General features: G+C 68.4%; 10 protein-coding genes. 4 read left to right on the forward strand and 6 right to left on the reverse strand.

Annotated features, from left to right (window positions below; translation table 11 throughout):
* Nucleotides 1-308: 308 nt before the first annotated feature.
* A complete protein-coding gene (locus tag KUV62_RS07315) occupies nt 309-3665 on the forward strand; it encodes an ATP-binding protein (protein ID WP_222603037.1) in 3357 nt (1118 codons plus the stop codon).
* Complete coding sequence (locus tag KUV62_RS07320; RefSeq protein WP_222603038.1) at nt 3655-4578, forward strand: DNA-binding response regulator; 924 nt, start codon at nt 3655-3657, stop codon at nt 4576-4578. Before KUV62_RS07315 ends, KUV62_RS07320 begins: the two co-directional genes overlap by 11 nt.
* A gap of 78 nt (nt 4579-4656) precedes the next feature.
* Here the strand turns inward: KUV62_RS07320 and KUV62_RS07325 are convergent, their stop codons facing one another.
* Both KUV62_RS07325 and KUV62_RS07330 read right to left on the reverse strand, forming a co-directional pair.
* Nucleotides 4657-6816 carry an esterase-like activity of phytase family protein gene (locus KUV62_RS07325; protein ID WP_222603039.1) on the reverse strand — a complete coding sequence of 720 codons (2160 nt, stop codon included), beginning with the start codon at nt 6814-6816 and terminating at the stop codon, nt 4657-4659.
* 130 nt (nt 6817-6946) lie between these two features.
* Nucleotides 6947-7735 carry an alpha/beta hydrolase gene (locus tag KUV62_RS07330; protein ID WP_222603040.1) on the reverse strand — a complete coding sequence of 263 codons (789 nt, stop codon included), beginning with the start codon at nt 7733-7735 and terminating at the stop codon, nt 6947-6949.
* Between the two features lie 86 nt (nt 7736-7821).
* On the opposite strand from KUV62_RS07330, the gene KUV62_RS07335 reads away from it, so the two are divergent.
* Both KUV62_RS07335 and KUV62_RS07340 read left to right on the forward strand, forming a co-directional pair.
* Nucleotides 7822-9303, forward strand: coding sequence for an NAD-dependent succinate-semialdehyde dehydrogenase (locus KUV62_RS07335; protein WP_222603041.1), 1482 nt, complete (start codon nt 7822-7824; stop codon nt 9301-9303).
* Nucleotides 9300-9683: a hypothetical protein gene (locus KUV62_RS07340; protein ID WP_222603042.1), complete on the forward strand. Its 384-nt coding sequence runs from the start codon at nt 9300-9302 to the stop codon at nt 9681-9683. The genes KUV62_RS07335 and KUV62_RS07340 overlap by 4 nt, the downstream gene beginning before the upstream one ends.
* Before the next feature lie 19 nt (nt 9684-9702).
* On the opposite strand, the gene cueR is transcribed toward KUV62_RS07340, so the two are convergent.
* From cueR to rlmN, 4 genes are all read right to left on the reverse strand, one after another.
* Nucleotides 9703-10092, reverse strand: a complete 390-nt coding sequence (gene cueR, locus KUV62_RS07345) for a Cu(I)-responsive transcriptional regulator (RefSeq protein WP_222603043.1) — start codon at nt 10090-10092, stop codon at nt 9703-9705.
* Nucleotides 10089-12575 (reverse strand): heavy metal translocating P-type ATPase, encoded by a 2487-nt coding sequence (locus tag KUV62_RS07350; protein ID WP_222603044.1) that lies wholly within the window; start codon nt 12573-12575, stop codon nt 10089-10091. The genes cueR and KUV62_RS07350 overlap by 4 nt, the downstream gene beginning before the upstream one ends.
* Before the next feature lie 83 nt (nt 12576-12658).
* Nucleotides 12659-13084: a hypothetical protein gene (locus KUV62_RS07355; protein WP_261395443.1), complete on the reverse strand. Its 426-nt coding sequence runs from the start codon at nt 13082-13084 to the stop codon at nt 12659-12661.
* 93 nt (nt 13085-13177) lie between these two features.
* Nucleotides 13178-14374: a 23S rRNA (adenine(2503)-C(2))-methyltransferase RlmN gene (rlmN, locus tag KUV62_RS07360; protein ID WP_222603045.1), complete on the reverse strand. Its 1197-nt coding sequence runs from the start codon at nt 14372-14374 to the stop codon at nt 13178-13180.
* Between the last annotated feature and the right edge of the window lie 85 nt (nt 14375-14459).

Below are 14459 nucleotides of genomic sequence, written 5' to 3' on the forward strand. Positions count from 1 at the left end.
GCTTGATCGGGGTTGTGGGCCCCCTTGACCTGAAGGCTGGCAGCTTTGTCGCCGGGCGCGTATACGTTGAATGACGTATATTCATGCGCGTTTTTCCACCTATCATTTTGACCATGAACCGGAGCGCCACCGCAGGCGCGGAATCGCTCCGGAGACAACCGACAGGGAGTTCGGGAGAGCGCGAACGCGCCCGATGAGCTCGAGGACATGAGGACCGCGACAGCCACCGGACGGCGCCAAGGAGAGGCGCGCCCGGCAGCCGAGGGACATGCGCGGTCGAGGGAGGAGGGAATCGGCGAGGTAACCGCATGCTGGTCCCCTTTGACGCGACGGGTGAACGGCGGCGCTACAACCGCTGGGTCGCCAACGAGACGATCGAGGATTTCGCGCTGCGCTTCACCGCGCGGCGTGCACGGCGCTGGAGTTATGGCCGCGTGGCGAACACCGCGCTGGGGTCGATCTCGTTCCTCGCGCTCGAGGCCATCGGGGCCGCGATCACCCTGACCTACGGCTTCTCGCCGGCGATCATCGCGATCATGCTGGTGGGGCTGATCCTGTTCTTGACCGGGCTGCCGATCTGCTACTACGCCGCCCGCTACGGCGTGGATATCGACCTGCTGACCCGCGGCGCGGGCTTCGGCTATATCGGCTCGACCATCACCTCCCTGATCTACGCAAGCTTCACCTTCATCTTCTTCGCCCTGGAGGCGGCGATCCTGGCGCTGGCGCTCGAGTTCTGCTTCGGGCTGCCGGTGATGCTGGGCTACGTGGTCTCGGCGCTGGTGGTGATCCCGCTGGTGATGAACGGCTTTACCAAGATCTCGGCCTTTCAGGCCTGGACGCAGCCGTTCTGGATCATGCTTCACCTGCTGCCCTTCGGGCTTCTGGCCTGGCACGGCTTCGATCTCGAGGTCTGGACCAGCTTCGGCGGGCGCGGCGACTCGCTGGTCACCGTGGCAACGGTGGGCGCCGCCGCAGGGGTGGCGCTGTCGCTGATCGCGCAGATCGGCGAACAGGTCGATTTCCTGCGCTTCCTGCCCGAGCCCGGGACACCGAAGGAGCGCCTGCGCTGGTGGGCGGCGCTGCTCGCCGCGGGCCCGGGCTGGAGCGTGCTCGGCGTGGCAAAGATGCTGGCGGGCTCGTTCCTCGTCACCCTCGCGGTGGCCTCGGGTGTGCCGGCAGCCGAGGCAACAGATCCCACCAAGCTCTACTTCATCGCCTTCGATTACGTCCTGCCGCTGCCAATGCTGGCAATCGGGCTAACCGGAACCTTCGTCATCCTCAGCCAGATGAAGATCAACGTCACCAACGCCTATGCCGGCTCGATCGCCTGGTCGAACTTCTTCTCGCGGCTGACCCATTCGCACCCCGGCCGCGTGGTCTGGCTGGTGTTCAACGTCGCCATCGCGCTGCTGCTGATGATCCTCGGGGTGTTTCACGCCATCGAATACATCCTCGCGCTCTATTCCCACGTGGCGCTGGCCTGGATCGGGGCGCTGGTGGCCGATCTCGTCATCAACAAGCCGCTTGGGCTCAGCCCCAAGGGCATCGAGTTCCGCCGCGCCCATCTCTACGACGTGAACCCGGTGGGCATCGGTGCGATGGGGCTGGGCCTGACGCTCTCGCTCATCGCCTTCCTCGGCGGCTTCGGCCCGCTGGCGCAGTCGCTCTCCTCCTTCGTAGCGCTGGCGGCGGCGCTGGTCGCGGCGCCGCTGATCGCCGCCCTGACGCGCGGACGCTATTACATCGCGCGGCCCGTCGTCGGCGCCGAAGACCTGCCCATCGATGCGCAGGGCACCTGCAGCTGCACCGTCTGCGAATACCGCTTCGACCCGCAGGACATGACCGACTGCCCGTTCTACTCGGGCCCGATCTGCTCGCTCTGCTGCACGCTCGACAGCTCCTGCCGCGACGCCTGCAAGCCGCAGGCCCGGCTCGACACCATGACCGTGGCCACCATACGCCGCCTGCTGCCAGAGCGCGTGGCCAACGCGCTGATGTCGCGGCTGGCGCGGTTCATGATCGGGACGGCGGTGCCCGCCTCGGCCTTCGGCGTCGTGCTTCTGGTGATCCGGGCGCGGGCGGGGAGCGACAATTTCGACGCCGTGCTGACGGCGATCTTCTCGACCATGCTGGTGGTCATCGGCATCATCGTCTGGACCCTGATCCTCGCCACCGAGAGCCAGCACAAGGCGCGCGACGAGGCCGACCTGCAGACACAGCGCCTCCTGCGCGAGATCCGCGCCCACGAGCGCACCGACGCAGCGCTTCAGGCCGCCAAGGAGAAGGCCGAGGCCGCGAACAACGCCAAGACCCGCTACATGGCCGGCATCAGCCACGAGCTGCGCACGCCTCTCAACGCGATCTACGGGTTTGCCCAGCTGCTCGAGCACGACCCCGACATGCCCGACGGCCGGCGCGACGCGGTGCTGGCGATCCGGCGCTCCTCGGAGCATCTCGCCGGGCTGATCGAGAACCTGCTCGACATCTCCAAGATCGAGGCCGGCCGGCTCGAGATCAACCGCGACCGCATCAACCTGCCCTCGCTGCTCCGCCATGCCGCCTCGATCTTCGAGGGGCAGGCCCGCGCCAAGGGGCTCGATTTCGGCATCCGCACCACCGGCGCGCTGCCGGAATGGGTCGATTTCGACAAGAAGCGCCTGCGCCAGATCATCATCAACCTGCTGTCCAACGCCATCCACTACACCGAGAGCGGCTCGGTGACGCTGCATGTCCATTACCGCAACGAGGTCGCGGTGATCGAGGTGGCCGATACCGGCATAGGCATCCCGCAAGACCAGATCGGGCGCATCTGGTCGCCCTTCGAGCGGCTGCGCAGCAGCTCCGCCGCGGGCTCCGGCCTTGGGCTGACCATCACCAAGTTGCTGGTCGAGATCCTCGGCGGCGAGATCACCGTCGAGAGCGAACCGGGCCGCGGCAGCTGTTTCACCGTCAAGCTGATGCTGCCCTCGGTGGCCGGCAGCCCGCTGCGGCCGCGGGCCGAGCAACTCGAGCGCGGCGGCGAGCTGCCCGTGGGCTACCTCGGGGCGCGCCGCACGGTGATGGTCGTCGATGACGATATCAACCACCTGCGCCTGCTCGAGACGGTGCTGCGCCCGCTCGGCTTTCTGGTGCAGGCGATGCCCGATGCCGAGACCGCGCTGCAGGTGCTGGGCGACGTGGCGCCCGATGTCTTCGTGCTCGATATCGACATGCCCGGCATGGATGGCTGGCAGCTCGCCGAGCACCTGCGCGCCACCCCCGAGCATCGCACCACGCCGATCCTCATGGTCTCGGGCCACGCGCTCGAGGCCACCGAGCCGGTCGAGCGCAAGGGCCTGTTCGACGCCTTCATCGTCAAGCCCTACTCCATCGCCGACGCGCTCAACCGCATGGCCGGGATGATGAAGCTCGAGCTGGTCTACGAGCCGACGGTCAACGCGCCCACTGCCGCCGAGTCTGCCCTTGCCCCCGCCGTTCTGAGCCGCCTGTCGGAGCTCGTCGCCATCGGCCACGCGGCGGGGATCGCCCGCGAACTCAAGAGCCTCGAAGACAGCGGCAGCCTCGCCACCTCCCAGATCGAACGCTTCCGCGGACGCCTGCAGGAATTCGACATGCAGGGTCTCCAGCGCCTGATAGAAGAGATGAAACGCCATGCAGCCTGAACGACATCTCCTTCCCACCGACCGCTCCATCGCCCTCGTCATCGACGACGCGCCCGAGACCCTCGGGCTGGTCTCGGCGGCGCTGGAAGACAACGGCATGACCGTGCTCGTGGCCCGCTCCGGCGCCGAGGGTCAGGAGCTGGCCCGCCGGGTGCAGCCCGACGTGATCCTGATGGACGCGGTGATGCCTGGCATGGACGGGTTCGAGACTTGCCGCCGGCTCAAGGCCGCCGCCGATCCGATCACCGCGCCGGTGATCTTCATGACCGGGCTGACCGAGCCCGAGCACATCCTCAAGGGGCTGCGCGCCGGCGGGGTCGACTACATCACAAAGCCGGTGATCGTCGACGAGCTGATCGCGCGGATCATCACCCACGTGCTCAACGCCCGCGCCATCAGCTCGGCCCGCACCGCGCTCGACCGCGCCGGGCAGAGCGTCCTGGCCTTCGGGCCGCGCGGCACGCTGAACTGGGGCTCGGCCGGCGCGATGGCGCTGCTGGCGCAGCCCGCCGCGCAGGCGCTGGTACAGGACGGCCGCGCCACGCCGCCCCTGTCCAACTGGCTGGCAGAGCTCGGGCGGCAGCCGCTCTCGGCGACCTCTGCCTATACCGCCGACGGCTTCGCGCTGAAATATCTCGGCGCCGGCCCCGGCGAGACCATGGTCTCGATCCGCGCCTACCAGGAGGGCCAGAACGAGCGCCGGCTGGAGGCCGAGTTCGGCCTGACCCGGCGCGAGGCGGAGGTGCTGTTCTGGCTGTCGCGCGGCAAGACCAACCGCGACATCGCCGAGATCCTCGATCTCAGCGCCCGCACGGTGAACAAGCATCTCGAGCAGGTGTTTCACAAGATGGGCGTCGACAACCGCACCTCGGCGGCGGTGATGGCCGACCGGGCGCTGCAGGCGGGGCTCTGAGCCCAACCCGGGCCAGACGGAAAAGGGCGGACCCGCAGGCCCGCCCCTTCCCGGAATTTCATGCCAATCGCGCGGCGATCACTCGAGCTCGAAGGACCAGAAGAAGGTCTCGCCCGAGCTGTCGTCGACGCCGTCATTGTCGGTCGAGACATAGACGGTGCCCGCCTCGGTGATCGCCAGCCCCTCGACCTTGTCGACCACGTAGCCGCCCCAGCCCTTCAGGTCGGGGATCAGGTCGCGCACCTCTTCCTTGCTCACCACTGGCAGCTCGCCGCCCAGCGCCGCGGGCTGCATCTCGGCCAGCGGGATGCGGTAGACCTTCTTGGTCACCGCATTGGCGCCGATCTGGTTGTCGCGCTCGACGACGTAGACGTAATCGCCATGGGCGGTGATCTCCGACAGGCCGACCCAGCCGGTCTCCGGCGTGGCCTTGGCATAGCGCACGGCGCCCCATTCCCCGGTCTCGGGGGTGTAGGAGACCAGCTTGACGTGATCCGCCGGATCGTCGCCCCACTCGCGCTGCACCGCCATCCACAGCGTGCCGTCGACCATCGTCACCCCCTCGAAGCCGAAGCGCTTCTCGACGGCCAGCAGCTCGGCCGGCAGGGAGACCTCTTCCTCGATCTCGCCCTCGGCGCTCACGTGGTAGAGCGCGTGCGGCACGAGCCGGTCGCTGCGGCCCTCGGAGGCCAGCCAGAAACCGCCCTCGCCATCGGTGGTGATGCCCTCGAGGTCGAGCTTCTGCGCGTTGCGGCCCTTGCGGGTCACGTCGGTGGCCGCGACGATGCGCGCCGGGCTCTGCGACGGATCGATGGTGAAGATGCGCGGCTGGTAGCCGTAGAAGCTGTCATTGACGGCGTAGATCATGCCGTCATCGCCGGCGACCATGCCCGAGATCGCGCCCCAGCCAATCAGCTCGTCGGCGCCGTCCGAGGTCAGTGTCGGGTACTGCGCCGCGCCCTCGGCATACTCGTAGATCATCACGTGAGCGCGCACGCCGCCATCCTCGACGAGGTCTTCCTCGTTGGCGGTGACGAAGAGGTTGCGCTGCGGGATCGCCACGGCGCCCTCGGGGGCGATGCCCGAGGGCAGCAGCTGCTTGAGCACCGGCGCCGCCGGGTCGGTCATGTCGTAGACGCCGACCATCGAGGCGCGCTCGGCCAGCACGAAGAGGAAGGGAGTCTCGCCGAAACGCGCGAATTCCATGCCCTCGGGCTCGACGCCCTTGGCGTCGGAGCGCTTGTCCGGGTAGTGGCCGGCGCGGATCACCGCCTGCTCGAAGGTGATGCCGCTCTCGAAGACCTCGGTGCCGTCCTTGTGGAACACGGTGAAGCCGCGCGCCCCGCCATCCATGTCGCCCTCGTTGGCGATGGCGAAGTGGCTATCGTCGATCCACTGCACGCCATCGGGCTCGCGCAGGCGACCCTGCTGGCTCTCGGTGAAGAGCAGCGCGCCGCGCTCGTCGGTGGCGTCGATACCCTCGAGGTCGACCGCGCCGGCGGAGAAGTGCGACAGCACCTCGCCCGCCTTGTCCAGAACCACGATGTGGTTGTTTTCCTGCAGGGTGACGACGATCTCGCCGGCGCCGTTCACGTCGACGAACTCGGGCTCGGGATCTTCCGGTGCGATCTCTGCAAGGCCGGTGACATCGGCCTTCACGAGGCTGTCGCACGCGGCCACGCCATCGACCACGTCGAGGATCGCGACAAAGCCCGCGGGCATCTGCGGCACGCGGCCGTCACCCAGATCCTCGTCACGCTCGTTCTCGATGGCGATGGTGACGAAGCTGCCATCCTTGGCCATGGCGGTGCTGTCGGGCTGGCCGCCGAGGTCGCATTCGCCCAGCGTCTCGCCAGAGGTCGCGTCGATCATCACCAGCTTGCCCGAGGGATCGGTGTAGCTCTGGGAGGTGTTCACGCCGGCGAAGATGGTGTTGCCGGAGACGTAGACCGAGGTCGGCTCGCCATCGACGGCGATGTTGCCGAGCGGCTGCGGGTTGGCCGGGTCGGTGATGTCGATGCGGCCGATGACGCCGAGCGGGCTGTCGGTATAGACCAGCGTGTTGCCATCCTCGGTGGCGTAGATGATCTCGGCCGAGGTGACGCGCGCGCGGTCCTCGCCCTCGGCCATGTCGGCCGGGGTCGCGAAGGAGGCGATGCGGTTGAAGTTCATCTCGGCTGCGGCGGCGGTTGCCGACAGCGCCAGCGCCGAGGTGAGGCAGAGCGTGCGGAAGTGCATGGAAGGTCCCCTGTCTTGGTCCGGCAAGGCCATGCGCCCGCCGCGTAACGGCAGCGTGACAGGACGGTTAAGGATTTGCGAAACGCCGGGGTCGGGGCCGAGAAGCGGCCCGAAAGGGCCCGCCGAGGCGCTAGCCCAGAAGTCGCTCGATGATCGCGCTGTCGGGCTCGGCCAGCCCGTCGATGACGTTGAAATGGTGTTTGCCATCTGCCACCACCACCGGGCAGGACCACGCCTCGCCCAGCCAGCGCGCCTGATCGAGAAAGACCGGCCGTTCCTCGGCGCCGACCCAGACCGTCACCGGCCGCTCCGGCGGCGCCATCGCGACCGGGCTCTCCGCCCAGGCCTCGTCGGCGTCGAGCTGCAGCTTCTCGTTCATACCGGTCTGCATCAGCGGCCGCAGGTCCGAGAGCGGCGAGATCGGCATGACATGATCGACCCGCGCCGCGACCTCGTCCGGCAGCATCGCCGGGGCCAGCATCCGCGCCACCAGATGCCCGCCCGCCGAGTGGCCGGCCAGCCGGATCGGCCCGTCGATCTCGCGCGCCGCCGCCGTCACCGCCGCGGCGATCTGCCGGGTGATGCCGGAGATCCGCACCTCGGGGCAGAGATCATACGAAGGCAGCGCCACCGCCCAGCCCCGCACCACCGCGCCGCCCGCCAGATGCGACCAGGTCTCGCGCCCGAACGCCATCCAGTAGCCGCCATGCACGAAGACCAGCAGCCCCTTCGGCGCCCCCTTGGGCAAAAACAGGTCGAACCGCTCGCGCGCGCCTGCCCCGTAGGCAAGCCCCTCGCGCAGCCGCCCCTTTAGGGCCAATGCCTTGCGGTAACAGGAGGCCGCCTGCGTCCAGCGCGGAGGGTAGTCCTCGGCCTGCGCAATATATGGCCCGTTGGCATAGGCGTCGCTCAGGTCCATGGCTTTTCTCCCGGCTTAGACTAGACTTTCGTGCAAACAGATGCTCTGCCATGCCGCAACGTAAGACCATCCCCAAGGAGGATACCATGCTGGATCAGACCGCAACCAATCTCCCGTCGCTTCTCGACGATCCCAGCCTCCTGCAGACCAAGGCCTACGTCAACGGCGAGTGGATCACCGGCGCCGACGGCGAGTTCGAGGTCACCAATCCGGCCCGCGGCGACGTCATCGCCAAGGTCGCCAACCTCAGCCGCGCGCAGGTCGCCGGGGCCATCGACGGCGCCTACACCGCGCAGAAGAGCTGGGCCGCCTGGACCGCCAAGGAGCGCTCCACCGTGATGCGCAAATGGTTCGACCTGATCATGGCGAACCAGAAGGACCTGGCCACCATCCTGACCGCCGAGATGGGCAAGCCGCTGGCCGAGGCCGCGGGCGAGATCTCCTATGGCGCCAGCTTCATCGAGTTCTATGCCGAGGAGGCCAAGCGCATCTACGGCGAGACCATCCCCGGCCACCAGCGCGACAAGCGCATCATGGTGATGAAGCAGCCGATCGGCGTCGCGGCCTCGATCACGCCGTGGAACTTCCCCAACGCGATGATCACCCGCAAGGTCGCCCCGGCGCTGGCCGCGGGCTGCGCCTTTGTCGCCCGCCCGGCCTCCGAGACGCCGCTCTCGGCGCTGGCGCTGGCGGTTCTGGCCGAGCGCGCCGGCATCCCCGCGGGCGTTCTGAACGTGCTACCCTCCGACAGCGCCTCCGAGGTCGGCAAGGAGTTCTGCGAGAACCCCAAGGTCCGCAAGCTGACCTTCACCGGCTCCACCGGCGTCGGCCGCATCCTGCTGGCGCAGGCCGCCGACCAGGTGATGAAATGCTCGATGGAGCTCGGCGGCAACGCGCCCTTCATCGTGTTCGACGACGCCGACCTCGATGCGGCGGTGCAGGGCGCGATCATGTGCAAGTTCCGCAACAACGGCCAGACCTGCGTCTGCGCCAACCGGATCTACGTGCAGGCCGGCGTCTATGACGCCTTTGCCGCCAAGCTGAAGGAGGCGGTCGCCAACATGAAGGTCGGCGACGGGCTCGAGGACGGCACCGATCTGGGCCCGCTGATCACCGAGAAGGCGATCGAGAAGGTCCAGGACCACATCGCCGACGCCAAGTCGAAGGGCGCAGAGGTGATCCTCGGCGGCGGCTCGACCCTGCAGGGCCCGGGCTATTTCATCGAGCCCACCATCGTCACCGGCGCGACCCGCGAGATGAAGTTCTCCACCGACGAGACCTTCGGCCCGCTGGCCCCGCTGTTCAAGTTCGAGGACGAGGACGAGGTCATCGAGCTGGCCAACGACACCATCTTCGGCCTCGCCTCCTACTTCTACGCCAAGGACCTGAGCCGCGTGTACAAGGTCGCCGAGGCGCTGGAATACGGCATCGTCGGCGTCAACACCGGCATCATCTCGACCGAGGTCGCCCCGTTCGGCGGTGTGAAGCAGTCCGGCCTCGGCCGCGAGGGCTCGCATCACGGCATCGAGGACTACCTCGAGATGAAATACGTCTGCCTGAGCGTATGACGAGCAAGCGCCGGCGCGGGGGGCCTCTCCCCGCGCCGCACCAGCTTCCCAAACCATCCGATCTAGAACGCTGGCGTGTCGCGGCCCATACCGGCGCGGGCAGCCCCTGGCTCCCGGTCGACCTCGCCGAGGCGCTGGTGCGCTACGGGCTTTATCACGGCGAAGGGCTGCGGATGATGGAAGCCGCCTCGCTGATGCTGCACGAACCCCCGCGCGACGTGGCGTGGGAGATCATCGGCGCCGACAGCCCCGGCGAGAACTGGGACGACCACCAGGATCCCGAGCGCGCCTTTCGCCTGTTCCGCGCCAAGCTGCGCCGGGCGCAGGCCGAGGGCGCAAGGCTGCAATACAAGATCTGGCTCGGGCGCCGGAGCGGCTGACCCGCCGCGGGTCGCGCCCTCAGCCCTCTTCCGCCAACCCCTGCAGGATCGGGCAATCGGGCCGGTGATCGCCGTGGCAGGCCTCGACCAGCCGCGCCAGCGTGGCATGCATCTCGCGCAGCTGGGCGATCTTCTCCTCGATCTGCGCCAAATGCTCGGTCGCCAGCGCCTTGACGTCGGCGCTCTCGCGCGCCTCATCCTCGTAGAGCCCCAGCAGGGTGCGGCAATCCTCGATGGTGAAGCCCAGCGCCCGGGCGCGGGCGAGGAAGGCGAGCTTGTGCAGATCCTGCTCCGAGAAGGCGCGGTAGCCGTTCTCGGAGCGCTGCGGACGCACCAGCCCGATATCCTCGTAGTAGCGGATCGTCTTGGCCGGGATGCCCGCCCGCTCTGCCACCTGTCCGATGTTCATTCCGCCGCCTCCAGGGTCATGGGCTGCGCCTTCGCCGTCTCACGCGCCGGCGCCATCACCGGCGCCAGCCGCCGCAGCCGCAGCGCGTTGGAGAGCACGAAGACCGAGGACAGCGCCATGGCCCCCGCCGCCAGCATCGGCGACAGCAATAGCCCGAAGGCCGGGTAGAGCGCACCCGCTGCCACCGGCACCAGCGCGACGTTGTAGCCGAAGGCCCAGAACAGGTTCTGCCGGATGTTGCGCAGCACCGCGCCGCTGACATGGAACGCCTCGACCACCCCCGAGAGCTCACCCGAGACCAGCACGATATCGGCGCTCTCGATGGCGACGTCGGTGCCGGTGCCGATGGCGATGCCGACCTCGGCCTCGGCCAGCGCCGGGGCGTCGTTGATGCCGTCGCCGACGAAGGTCACCGGGCCGAAGCGCTCGCGCAGCGCCTTGACCGCCGCGAGCTTGCCCTCGGGCAGCACCTCGGCCTCCACATGGTCGATGCCCAGCTCGCCCGCGATGGCCTGCGCAGTGGCGCGTGTGTCGCCGGTGATCATCGCGACCTTGATGCCTTGCGCGTGCAGCGCCTGCACCGCCGCCTTGGCGCCGGGCTTGACCCGGTCGGCCACGGCAAAGACCCCGGCAATCGCGCCGTCGACGGCCACGAGAACCGGCGTCTGGCCAGCGGCGGCGATCTCGTCATGCGCTGATTCCAGCGGGCCGAGCGCGATGCCCTCCCGCGCCATCAGCCGCTTGGCGCCCACCAGAAGTCTACGGCCCTCGACTGTTGCAGAGAGCCCGTGGCCGGCGATGGCCTCGCTACTCTCCGGCTGGCTCAGCGTGCCTTGCGCGGCGGCCTCAAGCGCGCGGGCGATCGGGTGCTCCGAGCCCTGCTCGGCGCTGGCCGCGAGGCGCAACACTTCGGAGGGTGCAAAACCGGGAGCGGCCTCGGAGCGCACCAGCGCGGGCTTGCCCTCGGTCAGCGTGCCGGTCTTGTCGAAGGCCACCACGCGGCTCGCCTCGAGGGTCTGCAGCGCGTCGCCCTTGCGGAACAGCACGCCGAGCTCGGCGGCGCGGCCCGTGCCGACCATGATCGAGGTCGGCGTGGCCAGCCCCATGGCGCAGGGGCAGGCGATGATGAGAACCGAAACCGCGGTCACCAGCGCATGGGTCAGCGCCGGCGACGGGCCGAAGACCATCCACGCGAGGAAGGTCAGCGCGGCGGCGGCGATCACCGCGGGCACGAACCAGATCACCACCTTGTCGGCCAGCGCCTGGATCGGCAGCTTGGCGCCCTGCGCGTCCTCGACCATCGCGATGATCCGCGCCAGCATGGTGTCGCGCCCGACAGCTGTGGCGCGGAAGCTGAGCGCGCCCGAGCCGTTCACCGTGCCGCCCACCACCGTGTCGCCGGGGCCCTTGCCGACCGGAACGGGCTCGCCGGTGATCATGCTCTCGTCGATATAGCTGGTGCCGGCGATCAGCTCGCCATCGACCGCGATGCGCTCGCCAGGGCGCACATGCACCACGTCACCGAGCTGCACCTCGTCGATGGCGATCTCGGTGATCTGGTCCTTGCGTTCGATCCGCGCGGTGGCCGGGCGCAGCCCGACCAGCCGCTTGATCGCGGCGCCGGTGCGGCCCTTGGCGCGGGCCTCGAGGAAGCGGCCCAGCAGGATCAGCGTTACGATGACGCCGGCCGCCTCGAAATAGACCGCGCGAGTGCCTTCGGGCAGCAGTCCCGGCAGGAACAGCGCCACGGTGGAATAGCCCCAGGCCGCCAGCGTGCCGAGCGCTACCAGCGAGTTCATGTCGGGCGCGCGCTTGAGCAGCAGTGGCAGGCCGACCCGGTAGAAGCGACGTCCGGGGAAGGCCAGCACGGCGGTGATCAGCACGAATTGCAGCAGCCACGAGGCCTGCATGCCGATGCTGTTCATGATCAGGTCGTGAAAGCCGGGGATCAGGTGGCCGCCCATCTCGATGATGAAGACCGGCAGGGTGAGGGCGGCGGCAAGGGTCAGGTCGCGCCTCAGCGCACGATGCTCGGCGGCCTTGCGCGCCTCGTGCTCGGCGCTGTCATCGCCGGCGGGGCGGGCCTTGTAGCCTGCCTGCGCAACGACGCGGGCCAGATCGGCGGCCTCTATGCTGCCCGCCAGCAGCGTCACCTCGGCGGTCTCGCTGGCGAGGTTGACGCTGGCCTTCAGCACGCCCGGCACCGCGTTCAGAGCGGTCTCGACGCGGTTCACGCAGGAGGCGCAGCTCATGCCCTCGATGGCGAGCCTCACCTGAGCCTCGCGCGCCGGGTAGCCGGCAGAGGCCAGCGCATCGCGCAGCGCCTGAACACCCGCCGAACCCTCGACCGTCGCCATACGGTTGGCGAGGTTGACGCTGGCTTCCTCGACGCCCGCAACGCCTGCGAGCGCCTTCTGCGCCCGGCCGGCGCAGCCGCCGCAGTTCAGCTTGGTCACTTCGAATCGGATCGGTTCCGCGGCCATGGCAGACTCCCTTCGTCTGGTCTGGACCGGGATATAGTCCTTCCAGTGACTGGAAGGTCAAGGGGCGGGTCGCGCGGCTTGCGTCAGTTCAGCACGCAGCGCTGCCGCAGGCGGCATTCGCCGCAGAGCAGCGGGAGGCCAACGCGCTCGGCGGTATTCACCAGCGTCAGCACATGCACCGGCGTGACCAGCATCGTCGCCTCGGCCAGCGCCTGCTCGCGGTCCTGTTCGGTGGCGGTGAGCACGAACCGCGCGATGGTGCGCTCGTCCTCGCTGCTGCTGGCGGCGCCCTGCTGCAGGATCAGCGGGCTGTGCCAGCCGTGGCGGGTCAGCAGCTCGGCCAGTTCGCCGAAGGCGCGCAGGCAGGCGCGGGCGCGGGTGAAACCGAGCGCATCGCGCAGCACTAGTTGCGCCGAGGCCTCGTCATCGTCGCGCCAGAGCCGCAGCAGATCGATGACCCAGCGCTCCGCTTGCCTCAGCTCGACGCGGTCGAACCGTTCATGTCGCATGGAAACTCTCCCAGCCAGTGTCTTTGCACGACCGGGCTGCCCGGGGGGCGGGCTGGCTGGGTGAGTTAATCCTGACTTTTTAAATCAGGTAAGTCAAGCGGCGCCGCTCGCGCCGGTTTCGGCGGCGATCTGGGCGCGGGACTTGCGGGCGCGTTCGGTGGCCGATTTGAGCTGACCGCAGGCAGCCATGATGTCCTCGCCGCGCGGGGTGCGGATCGGCGAAGCGTAGCCGGCCTTGTAAACGATGTCGGCAAAGCGCTCGATCCGCTCCCAGTCCGAGCGCTGGTAAGGCGCGCCGGGCCATTCGTTGAACGGGATCAGGTTGATCTTGGCCGGGATGCCCTTGATCAGGTTCACCAGGCGGCGGGCGTCGGCGTCGCTGTCGTTCACGTCCTTGAGCATCACGTATTCGAAGGTGATGCGCTCCGAGTTCGACAGGCGCGGATACTCGCGCAGCGCGTTCAGCAGCGTCTCGATGTTCCAGCGCTTGTTGATCGGCACCAGTTTGTTGCGCACCTCGTCGGTGGTGGCGTGGAAGCTCACCGCCATCAGGCAGCCGATCTCCTCGGCGCATTTGGCGATCTCGGGCACGACGCCGGAGGTCGACAGCGTGATGCGGCGGCGCGACAGGGCGATGCCCTCGCCGTCCATGGCGATCTTCATCGCGTCACGCACGTTGTCGAAATTGTAGAGCGGCTCGCCCATGCCCATCAGCACGATGTTCGACAGCAGGCGCGGGCCACTCTCGCCGGTGCCGGTGCCGGGCTCGGGCCACTCGTCGAGATCGTCGCGCGCCAGCATGATCTGGCCGACGATCTCCCCGGCGGTCAGGTTGCGCACCAGCTTCTGGGTGCCGGTGTGGCAGAACGAGCAGGTCAGCGTGCAGCCGACCTGGCTCGAGATGCAGAGCGTGCCGCGGCCTTCCTCGGGGATGTAGACCACCTCGACCTCGTGGCCGCCGGCGATGCGCACGAGATACTTGCGGGTGCCGTCGACAGAGACGTTTTTCGAGACGATCTCGGGCAGCAAGATCTCGAAATGGGCCTCGAGCTTGGCGCGGTAGTCCTTGGCGAGATTGGTCATCTCGGCAAAGTCGCGAACGCCCCAGTGATAGACCCACTGCCAGATCTGGTTGACGCGCATCTTGGCCTGCTTTTCCGGCGTGCCCATCTCGATCAGGGCAGCGCGAAGCGCCTCGCGGGTCAGGCCCACCAGGTTCAGCTTGCCGCTCTCGGGCAGCTTGCGGGGGATCGTCATCACGTCCTGCGTGATCGGCGCATCTGCGGCCATCTCGGTCGTCCTCTGTCTGAAGAAGACGCCCCTATACAGGATTCGGCCAGAAAAACAAAGGCCGCGCTTGCCGGTGCCGCGCAGG

Source organism: Salipiger bermudensis, from assembly GCF_019801965.1.
GTDB lineage: Bacteria > Pseudomonadota > Alphaproteobacteria > Rhodobacterales > Rhodobacteraceae > Salipiger > Salipiger bermudensis_A.